This window comes from Psychrobacter sp. ASPA161_6, assembly GCF_051970285.1.
Classification (GTDB): domain Bacteria; phylum Pseudomonadota; class Gammaproteobacteria; order Pseudomonadales; family Moraxellaceae; genus Psychrobacter; species Psychrobacter glaciei.
In genome coordinates, this window is sequence record NZ_JBEFNJ010000003.1 from 81,901 (window position 1) to 94,351 (window position 12,451).

General features: G+C 42.6%; 10 protein-coding genes. All 10 read left to right on the forward strand.

Translation table 11 applies throughout. From position 1 onward, the window contains the following. The first annotated feature begins 157 nt into the window (after positions 1–157). On the forward strand, positions 158–487 hold the full coding sequence (locus tag ACTQ9T_RS09555; protein WP_010199594.1) for a hypothetical protein: 330 nt from the start codon (positions 158–160) through the stop codon (positions 485–487). 158 nt (positions 488–645) lie between these two features. Continuing rightward, positions 646–1,143 (forward strand): peroxiredoxin, encoded by a 498-nt coding sequence (locus ACTQ9T_RS09560; protein WP_189584514.1) that lies wholly within the window; start codon positions 646–648, stop codon positions 1,141–1,143. Positions 1,144–1,309: 166 nt separating this feature from the next. Beyond that, positions 1,310–2,806 (forward strand): dihydrolipoyl dehydrogenase, encoded by a 1,497-nt coding sequence (locus tag ACTQ9T_RS09565; RefSeq protein WP_240215870.1) that lies wholly within the window; start codon positions 1,310–1,312, stop codon positions 2,804–2,806. 151 nt (positions 2,807–2,957) lie between these two features. Further along, positions 2,958–4,145, forward strand: coding sequence for a mechanosensitive ion channel family protein (locus tag ACTQ9T_RS09570; protein ID WP_227669940.1), 1,188 nt, complete (start codon positions 2,958–2,960; stop codon positions 4,143–4,145). A gap of 401 nt (positions 4,146–4,546) precedes the next feature. Beyond that, positions 4,547–5,074 carry a peroxiredoxin gene (locus ACTQ9T_RS09575; protein ID WP_440464910.1) on the forward strand — a complete coding sequence of 176 codons (528 nt, stop codon included), beginning with the start codon at positions 4,547–4,549 and terminating at the stop codon, positions 5,072–5,074. 633 nt (positions 5,075–5,707) lie between these two features. Further along, positions 5,708–8,050: a bifunctional 23S rRNA (guanine(2069)-N(7))-methyltransferase RlmK/23S rRNA (guanine(2445)-N(2))-methyltransferase RlmL gene (rlmKL, locus tag ACTQ9T_RS09580; protein WP_440464911.1), complete on the forward strand. Its 2,343-nt coding sequence runs from the start codon at positions 5,708–5,710 to the stop codon at positions 8,048–8,050. Positions 8,051–8,304: 254 nt separating this feature from the next. Continuing rightward, a complete protein-coding gene (locus ACTQ9T_RS09585; protein WP_189584499.1) occupies positions 8,305–8,880 on the forward strand; it encodes a TerD family protein in 576 nt (191 codons plus the stop codon). 294 nt (positions 8,881–9,174) lie between these two features. Then, a complete protein-coding gene (locus ACTQ9T_RS09590) occupies positions 9,175–10,242 on the forward strand; it encodes a DUF475 domain-containing protein (protein ID WP_189584496.1) in 1,068 nt (355 codons plus the stop codon). 480 nt (positions 10,243–10,722) lie between these two features. Further along, positions 10,723–11,298 (forward strand): TerD family protein, encoded by a 576-nt coding sequence (locus ACTQ9T_RS09595; protein WP_189584493.1) that lies wholly within the window; start codon positions 10,723–10,725, stop codon positions 11,296–11,298. Between the two features lie 222 nt (positions 11,299–11,520). Then, positions 11,521–12,279, forward strand: a complete 759-nt coding sequence (locus ACTQ9T_RS09600; RefSeq protein ID WP_440464912.1) for a TIGR00266 family protein — start codon at positions 11,521–11,523, stop codon at positions 12,277–12,279. Positions 12,280–12,451 lie beyond the last annotated feature (172 nt).

Sequence of the window (12,451 nt, forward strand, 5' to 3'; positions counted from 1 at the left end):
CGCCGCCGTTGTATTTTAATTGCGATACTTGCTATGGTATGGACGATTCTCTCTGTCATCAGATAGACAACCGATAGAGAAATACCCTTATTTACCTCAGTAATTTAATTTTTGAGTAAAAATCTACAAAATTGACGCTACCCTTAAGAGGATGTTTATGAAGTTTTTGCCAGTATTACCCCTAGCCTTAGCGGCTCTTTTTGCCATACCACAGGCCAATGCTACCGATATCGAGCAAGACAATATTAATACCTGTGTGAACGGGGCCGTCAAATATAAAGTTGCTGATAAAAATAACGCGACCAAACTGTGCAATTGCACCATTGGCGTTCGTAGCAACATGACGATCGGTCAAATGTGGGAAATTGAAAGCTACGCCCAAGACAAGAAAGACCCGTCAGGCCTATCTTACGTGAAGGAAATGCAAAAAGACTTGCAGCAATGCACCGTCGGCTTAGATCTAAAGAAACCACAAAAACCGGCATAATTGATAAAAGGTTCAACACAAAAAAGACTGGTCATTACCAGTCTTTTTTGTTGCCAATGAATAAGTGAAGTGTAAAACTGAGTATTTATTTCTGCTAATCTGCCTATAATAAGACAATCATAACTCAAACAAACATTAAAATGACTAAGGACTTTACCATGGCTAAACCAACCACAGAAACTATCGCCCTGCCCGACTTTCCAGTGACGATGGTGCGTGAGCTCGATGGTCACTTTATTCATGATGACATTGACCTAAAAGACTTGGTTGCGCATACCGACAAAGGACTGATCCTTTATTTTTATCCAAAAGACAGCACTCCAGGCTGCACCACACAAGCGACAGAATTCACGGCGCGTCTTAGTGAGTTTGATGATTTGGGCTATGATATTGTCGGGGTCTCCCGTGATAGTGTCGAATCTCATGAAAAGTTTATCGCGAAATATGATCTACAGATTCCACTTATCAGTGATAGCAACGAAAAACTATGCCAGTACTTTGAGGTCATAAAAGAAAAAAACATGTACGGTAAGATAACGCTAGGTCTGGTACGCTCAGCTTTCGTATTCGATAAAGACGGCAATCTCACGCATGCGCAGCGCAATCTACGCGCCAAAGATTATACTGAGCGTTTACTGACGATATTAGCGCCATAACTTTTATTATGGTTATTGGCACTAATTATTGGTCATAAAATAGCGTTTATCATAAAATAGCGTTTATCATAAAATAGCGTTTATTGAGTCGCTGAGCCCAAACGATTAAAAGCCAACGTCTTATCAGTCACTCACATCCTATAAAATATAACTACTTGAGAACAATATGAAAAACCAGTCCGACACCGCTGTCGATAGCACAAACCATCAAGTCACCCGTAAAGTCTCTGTTGCCATCATTGGTGCAGGTACAGCAGGACAAAACGCCTTTCGCCAAGCCAGTAAAATCAAAGACGATGTCGTCATTATTAACGAAGGCTTTTGGACGACGACTTGTGTCACTGTAGGCTGTATGCCTAGCAAACTATTGATCGCAGCGGCTGACCGTGCACATGATGCCAACCATTCTGCTGAATTCGGTATTCATGCGACTGCCCAGATAGATGGCAAGCGAGTTATGGAGCGTGTGCGCGATGAGCGCAGTCATTTCGAAAGCTATCTCGAAGAGCAAGTAGATAGCTGGCCTGATCACAAAAAAATAGCGGGTCACGCTCATATCAATAAACAAGGTCTGATTGAGGTCAATGATGAGGTGATTGAAGCAGAAAAAATCATCGTGGCCACAGGCAGCTCGCCTTTTATTCCAGAAGGTTGGGCGGACAAGCTTGGCGATACCTTGCTGACCTCTGACACTGTTTTTGAGCTGCCAGATTTACCAAAATCTATGGCGGTCGTTGGTGCAGGTGCCATTGGCTTGGAGCTCGCCCAAGCATTTAATCGCTTGGGTGTGGATGTGACATTATTTAATCGCGTCAAAAAAGTTGCTGGACTAAAAGATCCAGACATTAGCAATAAGGCCATCGACTGCTTAAGCCGTGAGCTGACGATGCACTTAGGTAGTAAAATTAACAATGTCGGTGTACAAACGGCTGAAGGCAATAAAGGTTCACTCGCTTTTATTGACTATGAAGACAGCGCAGGTGAGACACAGCAATGGCAAGGGGAATACGTACTGGTCGCGACAGGTCGCCGTAACAATATTGACGAGCTAGGTGTTGAAAACCTAGGCGTTGTACTCGATGAAAAAAACCGCCCAAAAGATCTGAGCAAGAAAACCGGTCAAATCGGTGATTTGAATGTCTTTATCGTTGGCGATGCTAACGCCAATATTCCACTGTTACATGTGGCCAGTGATGAAGGTTTTAGTGCAGGTAATATGGTCTGTGACAATAAAGACGCCGCCTATATCCGTCCACCAGCGGTTCCCTTTTCTATCGTGTTTTGTTCGCCCCAAATTGTTAATGTCGGTATGTCTCTACCAGAAATACAACAAGATCCAGAGTTGGAATATGTCATTGGTCGCGTCAGTTTTGATAACCAAGGTCGCAGTCGTGTGATGGGTGTCAATTGTGGTCTATTGCATATCTATGGATGCAAAAAAACCGATAGAATCTTAGGCGCTAGCATGGTAGGTCCTGATGCCGAGTATATCGGTCATATACTCGCTATGGCGATTACCAATGACTTGAGTATCAAAGCCATGCTCGACACTCCTTTCTATCATCCAACGATACTAGAAGGTTTACGTACCGCGCTACGTGATGTCCAGTATAAGATGGAGATACCTTTCCAATCTCAAGACACACAAAAAGATAACTCTTAATGGATACCTCAGTCACACTTTCCAATAAGTGAGGGCTTAGTCTCAATCACCACTCAGGTCATGTTTGATTGCTTTGATGACTTGAGGTAGTTTATAGCCAAGTATCTCGTGTACAAAACTTTGTACAAACACACCCTGCATGGACGAAAAAATGCCAATCGCCAGTGTTACCGATTTTTTTAAAGAGATTATTCGTGACCTGCACACTAGCCTTTACCTCGCTTTGGGCGGCTCTATAGACGAAGAGTCATTCGATTGGACATCGCAAGCAGTAGAGTTGGTTAGCACTGGTATCAAAATCCTAATACTGCTTGCAGTATTGGGGTTTTGTTATTGGTTGGCTATTTATATTGTCAAAAAAAGCAAATCCCGCATTCGACTGAATGAGCGCCGTGCCAAAATCGTCCGCTCCGTTTTGCGTTATATTTGGATAGTTACCAGCTTGATTGCCATTATGAGCCAAATTTACTTTGAGCCAGAGACTATCAAGGCCACTGCAAAAGCCAGTACATGGGCGGGTATTTATTATGTACTTTGGACGTCATCTGGACAGATTATTCACAGAGTGCTACAGCATTATGGTCTCAATGCTTCTATAGAGCAGCTGCTGCAAAACATCTTGTCAGTGCTGCTATTGGTACTCGGACTTGCCAGCGTCATGGCGCAATTTGGTTTTGATATTGTCTCATTGGTCGCAGGTTTAGGGATTGTGGGCTTGGCAGTCGGTTTTGCTGCCCAATCAACCCTTGCTAATTTCATTGCAGGTATCACCATTTTGCTCGAACAATCTTTTCAGGTTGGCGACTGGATTCATATCAATGACAATGAAGGTCGTGTCGTACTCATTGCATTACGCACCACCCATATTTTGACTCGAGACAACATCACCGTCATTATTCCCAACTCTAACGTTGCCTCTTCTGAAGTTACCAATTTAACCTCCAAGAACTTTATTCGCTTCGATATTCGTGTGCGTATCGCTTTTGAAGATGATGTCGACACTGCTCGCAAGGAAATTTTGCAAGTCCTTGCTGATACTGAAGTGGTGCTCAATCGTCCTGAATGCTCAGCTACCGTGGATGAAATTGGTGAGTACGGAGTGTTTTTTATCGTGCGTTTTTGGGTCAAGCCTGCCGCTGTCGCGCGCATGCCCAAAATCAAGGAAGGTCTAAAAGAGGATATCAAGCGTGCCTTTGATGCCGCCAATATCTCCACCCCTTACCCGCATATGCGCTTACTGATGCCAAAAGACGTCGATTATCCTATCGCTACCAAACCCTTTGCGACCACAACGCAGGTCGTATCAGAAAAACGGCCGCTAACCAAGGATAATAAATAACGTTTATTAAGGAATGCCCCTAATCTGGAAAAGTAAATTCAAAAATCTTAAGCGACAGAGACTACTTCAAACATAGCTCTCTATGATATGGCCAAAGCAGCTAGCGTAGCTTGTAAGGTCTAAAAAAAGCTCATATATTTTGATAGCTTATATAGTCAGTCCGATATGAAAAAGATACAGCGGGACTGGGATGAATTTTTTGCAGCCTCTGTCGGCATAGGCACAGCAAGCCAGAAAAATTTATAACAGTTTCGCGTTATTAAATAACTTATCCATTTTATTTAGTATTAACTATATAGTGAATATAAGCCTAAAGATTTGCTTATGGATTACTATAACTATTATCATATAAATGCAGCATTTTAAAAACAAAAAGACAATAACCCAAATCGGAGTAAATAATGATTACCCATGTACCTGATGTGACTTTCAAAACTCGTGTTCGTGATGAATCTATTGGAGGAGATAACCCATTCACATGGTATGACCTCACCACAGATGAGTTATTTGCCAATAAAAGAGTGGTTGTGTTCTCACTACCAGGTGCCTTTACGCCAACTTGTTCGACCAGCCATCTACCTCGTTATGAAGCGCTTTACCCTGAGTTTAAGGCGTTAGGCGTAGATGAAATCGTTTGTATTTCTGTCAATGATGCCTTTGTCATGTACCAATGGGGCCTAAAGCAAAACCGTGAAAACGTTTTTTTGCTGCCTGATGGCAATGGTGAGTTCACTCGTAAAATGGGCATGCTGGTTGATAAGAGTAATCTTGGCTTTGGTATGCGCTCATGGCGTTATTCGATGCTTGTCGACAACAAAGCCATCAAAAAAGTGTTTAAGGAACCTGATTTTGGCGACAACTGTCCAATAGACCCATTTGAAGTATCAGATGCAGACACCATGTTAGATTATTTGAAAAGTAAGGCTTAATCACAATGCTTAAGTACATTGACTTTTGACTGGTATTATCAGGCGTCGATAGATGCTTAAGTACTGAGGCTCGAATACTGAGGCTCAAATACTGTCGAACTGCCAAACTGCATAGTCCTTGAACATAAGGGCTACGCAGTTTTTTTATGTTTTTTACAAGAACTTCTATCGCTTAGCGGTGTTATTTTCCTCATTTGACTGCAATTTATCTCATTTGACTGCAATTTATCTCATTTGTATTACCATACTAAAATGAGCACACGCCCTAGATTAAAAACCAATAATGCGCCATTTTTTTAATCTGACGCTATAGCCAAAACATCCTAAAAATGCGACGGTATTACTGATATCAATTTTTTGTCGCCTCTGTCTGCGCAGGCACAGCAAGCAAGAAAAATGGATATCAGCAGTGCGTGGTGTATCTGTACTATTTTTCACTCACTGCAGTTTTCACTCACTATAGATAGCAGTAGTTTTAATAACACCTTAACGCCAAAATTTTAAACGCCGTCTTTTAATCAAAGGCACTTAAACCATCCATAGCGTAATTATGGTAAAATTGACGGTTAAACATCTTATCTTATGATGTGCCTTATTTATCATTACTTATCAATTTAGCCCACAGGTATCCGTATGACCGAAACAACCGCGCCAGCCCTTGCCGCCGCATCTTCACCAGCGTTGTCAGAAGCACTTTCACCAGCGATCTCAGCAGAGTTGTCACTTGAGCTGATTATCACTTGTGCCGATGGGCTTGAGGCACCATTACAGACTGAGCTGACGAGTTTTGGTATTGCAAGCGATATCAAAAGTACGGGGCGTCTGACCGTTACGGGTACGTTGCGTGACTTATATACTATATGCCTATGGTCGCGGGTAGCGTCACGGGTATTGATGTTAATCAAACGCAGAAATATTAATGCTGAGTATGATGTGGCCGAGCAGCTTTATGGTTTGGCAAAATCGGTCAATTGGACGGAGCAATTCAACTTAGAGCAAACCTTTGCCATCCGTCTGTCCGTCGACAAACGCGTCGCTGTCAGTCAACAGTTTGCGATGCTACGTATCAAAGATGCTATTGCTGATACCTTTAATGAAGTTTATGACAGTCGCCCTAACGTTGATAGCAAACATCCAGATTTTGCTATTTTTGCGACGGTCAATGACAAGCAAGCTGAACTGTATTTAGATTTGTCAGGCACCAGTTTGCATCGCCGTGGCTATCGCGTGGCGATGACCGAAGCGCCATTAAAAGAAAACTTAGCAGCAGCTTTACTTTATAGCGCGGGCTGGCATAAGAAAAATGACGCTGGCGACGCGCCTTTCTATAATGCCTTAGTCGATCCAATGTGTGGCTCTGGCACCTTTATCATTGAAGCGCTACTCATGCATTGTGATTATGCGGTGGGTATCGACAAAGCCGCCAATCAATTTGGTTTTTACCAATGGCAGCATCATGACGAGACGCTATGGCAGCAGATGATTGATGATGCCCAGACACGTTTCCGTGAAGGCTTAGCAATCGCTAACGAGCAGCCAGATACCCTACCGCTAATCTTGGGTTTTGATGCCGATAGTGGCGCGATTATCGCCACAGAAAAGAACCTTATTGCCGCTGGTTTACAAGACTTGCTACCGCTACTCGACATCGAAACGCGCGCCCTTGACCAGCTAAGCAGCGTGCTAAAGCCGTTGGTCGATGATGGTCGATTGAGCAATCCTCTAATTATTACCAACCCACCTTACGGTGAGCGTTTGGGTGACGAAGAGATGATTAAGCCATTATATCAAGCGATTGGGCTTATTTTGCAAGACAGCTTTGCCGGTAGTGGCATTGACCCGATGCTTGGCATATTGGCCTCTCATGTCGAACAAGTAGATATTCTACCGATCAAAGAACCAAAAACCTTACGCTGTCATAATGGTGCCATTACCGTTTATTTCCGCTATGGCAAGTTGATTGCAGGGCAAACAGGTAATCTTGTGAGCCGTTTTGAAAAGCGTGAGATTGAAGTAGAAGACGGTCAAGACTTTATCAATCGCTTGCAAAAAAATCTTGCCAAACTCAAGAAACTGGCCAAAAAAGACAATGTGAGTAATGTGCGTGTCTACGACGCTGACCTGCCTGATTTTAAAGTGGCTATCGACTTATATGGTGACTATGCGCACGTGCAAGAATATGCACCACCAAAGACCATTCCACCCGAGACCGCGAAGAAGCGCTTTAATCTAGCTTTGATGGGTATCCGCGAAGTGTTTGATATTAATCGCGAACAAATCTTTATCAAAACTCGGGCACGCCAGTCTGGTAATGATCAATATAGCAAGCAGAACACCACAGAAAAGCGTGGCAAGTTTCATGTTGCTCGCGAAGATGGCGCGTATTTCTACGTCAACTTCACCGATTATCTCGATACCGGTCTGTTTATTGACCATCGTAATATGCGCGCGCGGATTAAAGACAACAGTCGTAATAAATCAGTATTGAATTTATTTGCTTATACCTGTACGGCAAGTGTACATGCGGCATTGGCGGGTGCCAAAAAAGTCACCAGCGTTGACTTGTCACAGAACTATCTCGATTGGGGCAAGCAAAACTTTGTGCTCAATGGTTTGGACGTCAGCCGCAATAAATATCAATTCGTTGCTGCCGATATTTTTGAGTGGATTAAGGAAAATACCGAGCAATTCGATATCATCTTCATTGATCCACCGACCTTTTCAAACTCGAAAAAGTTCCAAGGTACTTTTGATGTGCAGCGAGATCATGCCGCTATTATTAATCGCGCGATGAACCGCTTGACCGCTGATGGTGTGTTGTATTTTTCCAATAACTTTACCCGCTTTGAGCTTGATGAGCAATTAATCGAGCGCTATGACATCGTTGATATCACCCAAAAAACCATTGGCTTCGATTTTAATATCAAAAAACCCATTCATCAGAGTTTTGAGATTCGTCACCGTCAAAGCCTGTAATCAAGCGCTTATCGATACAAGAGTACTAGACAAATAGAGAAATTCATCGCAGCAGTCTAGCTACTCAAAGTTTGGGTTTTTTGCTCAACGACGATGAAACACAATAATGACCCAATCGGCTTTGATTGGGTCATTTTTTGTTGTTATGATAGAGCGTTATCAAGCGATGGTCTTGCACCAATTTTGGTTCAACATCGCTTTTATTTTCATTATTTCATACCAAAAATTTTTACGCTAACAACAGGGACAATCTCATGGCATTATCACTTAATAAAGGCGGTAATTTATCGCTAACCAAAACTGATCCAAATTTAACCAAGCTACTTATCGGTCTTGGCTGGGATGAGCGTGCTACTTCTGGTGCCGAGTTCGACCTTGATGCCAGCGTATTTTTGTTAAACACCGCGGGCAAAGTACGCGGCGATCATGACTTTATCTTCTATAATCAGCTCAAATCTGACAATGGCGCAGTTGAGCATACTGGTGACAACCGTACTGGCGAAGGTGATGGTGATGATGAAGTCGTCAAAGTAAACCTAACCCAAGTACCTGCCGATGTCGATAAAATCGTTGTCACTGTCACCATTCACGATGCGGCAGCTCGCAGCCAAAACTTTGGGCAAGTAGCCAATGCTTTCATCCGTGTCGTCAATGAAGATACTGGCACCGAAGTAGTACGTTTTGATTTGGCAGAAGACTACTCTGTTGAGACCGCAATGGTATTTGGTGAAGTCTATCGTCATAACGGCGAATGGAAATTCCGCGCCGTTGGTCAGGGCTATTCTGGCGGCTTGCAAGCCATGTGCCAGCAATACGGCGTCGATATCTAAACCCGTGTTTAGATGATATCATTATCACAATTGGGGTGATAAGCACTGCTAAAACTAGCGTTCAAAGCACCTTTATTAGTTAGCTATGCTAAGTAGCTTTGTAGAGTTCTGAATAAGCTAATGAATAACGTACTTTTAGTTGCAAAATAGCCACAATTATTGATAGCTAAACGACCAATAATGCTTTATGTTTCGTTTAGAATTATGCATAAAAAAGTGGTTAGCGATAACCGCTTTTTTGTGCTGTGTCTATAATAGACAACCTTAGCTTTACGCAACTAGACAGGATGTGTCATGAGACATTTTTATTTAGACTTTATCTTCACGGCCATTGCCTTAGCGGTCGCGGCATGGTGGGGATATTCACATGGCGGTATGGGTGGTATGATTTCCACTCTCTCGATTACTGCTATTTTGGCCGTTATGGAAATCTCGTTGTCTTTTGATAACGCAGTGGTCAATGCCTCAGTCCTAAAGGGCTGGGACGAATTTTGGAAAAAGATATTTTTAACGGTTGGTATTTTAATCGCCGTATTTGGTATGCGCTTGGTGTTCCCCATTGTCATCGTCGCGGTTACCGCTGACCTTGGTATGATGCAAGTTATAGATTTGGCATTGAATGATCCTAAAGAATACTCAGCAAGACTAATGGCACATCATGCTGAAATTTCAGCATTTGGTGGTATTTTCTTACTACTGGTCTTCTTAAACTTTATATTCGATGAAAAAGAAGTGCATTGGTTTGACTGGCTTGAGAGCCGTCTTGCGAAGCTAGGCAAAGTGGATGCCATGAGCGTCTTCGTTGCGCTTATTGTCTTGATGATTTCAGTATCTTGGGCCACCGCTGAACAAGCTTCTGCCGTTTTGATTGCGGGTGTTTGGGGTATCTTAGTTTATCTAGGCGTACAGGTAGTCTCTGGTATGCTTGAAGGTGATCTGGAAGAAGATCTAGAAAACGGAGAAAATGGCTCGGGCGCTGCGGCGACCAGCGCGATTATGAAAGGCGGTATTATTGGCTTCTTGTACTTAGAAGTTCTTGATGCTTCTTTCAGTTTCGATGGCGTAATTGGCGCATTTGCAATTACCAATGACGTTATTGTTATTATGCTCGGTCTTGCTATTGGTGCAATGTTCGTGCGTTCGATGACGATCTTCTTGGTCGATAAAGGCACGCTTGATGAGTTTGTCTATCTTGAGCATGGTGCGCATTACGCCATCGGTGCTTTAGCCATTATCATGCTGTTATCGGTGAAGTTTCATGTACCAGAAATTATCACTGGTCTTATCGGTATTGCCTTTATTGGTTGGGCGTTTGTGGCCTCACTCAATTATCGCAAACAAGAAGCAAAATCTCTTAACTGATAAATAGTGAGTTTGAAGCGTAGTAAGCATCAAACATAATACGTTTTGTTTAGCATAATACGTTTTAATGACAGGTTATACCAAGATGTTGGTATAACCTGTTTTCGTTTATGAGCATTTTTTATTTACGGCATGCAACTTTTACAAAGTTTTTCAGCTGCTTATTATCTGAACCTTTAGCCAACTTCTGAAGACTCATAAAATACTTTGCGATAACAATATCTTAACCACTGTTACTAGGTTTGTTAAAAAGTATCAGAGTTGCAGCACTGATATGTCCCTTAGTAACCATCTGGTAAGCGCACAAAATACGCCTTGCTTAGTGAGCAAACGCTTAGTATAGTAAAACGTAATGATATGCAGGGTATGGCATACAGGTAGTTTTTTTATGATTTACCCACATATATCAGTCACTGCATAATTTTAGTTCATTTATTTCACAACCCAATCCACTTAATTATTAATCTAAAGGATATCTATATGGCTATTAGCTTAACAAAAGGCGGCAACGTAAACTTATCAAAAGAAGCACCAGGTTTGACCAATATCACGGTCGGTCTTGGCTGGGATCCACGCGCCACTGACGGTCAAGAATTTGACTTGGATGCGATTGGCTTCTTGGTCAATGAAGCAGGTAAGGTTCGTAACGACCAAGATTTTATCTTCTTCAATAACTTAAAATCAGACAATGGCGCGGTCGAGCATACTGGCGATAACCGTACTGGTGAAGGCGATGGCGATGATGAAAAAATCAAAATCAACCTTGCTAGTATCCCTGCTGATGTCAGCAAAGTTGCTATTTGTGCCATCATTTATGAAGGTCAAAGCCGTAACCAAAACTTCGGTCAAGTAGGCGAAGCCTATATCCGTGTCGTAAACGACAATGGCGATACTGAAATCGCTCGTTATGACCTATCAGAAGACGGTAGCACTGAAACTGCGATGATCTTTGGCGAGTTGTATCGTCACAGCGGTGATTGGAAATTCCGCGCCGTTGGTCAAGGCTTCAGCGGTGGTCTTGGACCATTAGCCGGCTCTTATGGCGTCAACGTTTAGACGTTTATTAATAGCAACGTTAATCACTCAAACAGTTAATAGCGGCAGTCAGACACCTGATTGTTGGCTATCTACATAAGCCATCAAGTGTGCCCTTTTAAAGCATTTGATGGCTTTAAATTTAATAGCGTCTCTAAAATCAATCAAGTTAACGATTTAGAATCACAGATGTCGCATTAAAAAAGCATATTTCAACTGTATTAGAATAAGGATTTGCACCCCATGGCCGCAACGTTTAGCTTAATCGGTACCATTGAGCCTTTTTTACATTGCAACCTCAAAAAAGGCGACTCGATCTATTGTGAAGCCAATGCGATGGTCATGATGGAATCCAATCTTGAGCTTAAAGGTAAGCTGCAAGGTGGCCTCATGCAATCATTGATGCGCCGTTTTGCGAACGATGAATCATTGTTTCAGCAGCAGATTGAAGCGGTGAATGGTGAAGGCGATTGTTTGCTTGCGCCAACCTTAGATGGTGATATGCAAATCATTGATGTCGGTAATCAGCAATATACCTTGAGCGATGGCGCTTTCGTCGCTGCACAAACGGGTGTCGATATCAGAGCCAATATTCAGCGTAACCTTGGCGGCGCGGTGTTTGGTGATACTGGTGGCTTTATGGTTATGCAGACGCAAGGTCAAGGTCAGGTCGTGGTATCTGGCTTTGGCTCGTTGTTTGAGATTGATGTCACCCCAGACAAAGACGTCATCATCGATAATGGTCATGTAGTCTGCTGGGACTCGAATCTTGAGTACAAGCTGTCGGTCTCAACCAGCAAGAAGAAAGGTATCATGAGCAGCATCATAAATTCAGTCACTAGTGGCGAAGGCATGGTGTTGAACTTCTCAGGCAATGGTAAAGTCATCATCTGCTCACGCAATCGTGACAGCTATCAAGGCTGGCTACAAAGCATCTTGGGCAGTAGCTCCGGAGGTCGTGGTGGCGGTGGTGGCGGTGGTTTTTTAGATAATATTTTATAACTTAGTTTTTCAAGACAATTTTTCAAGACAATTCTACTCACAATTTATCACCCACAATTATTATAATATCATGTACAAAAATTTGATTAGTAAGGAAAACGAGTGCAAGTACTACGCCTTGTAGACTAAGCGAGTTCGACACAGCTAATCGTATTTTTTGAGAGTGATATAA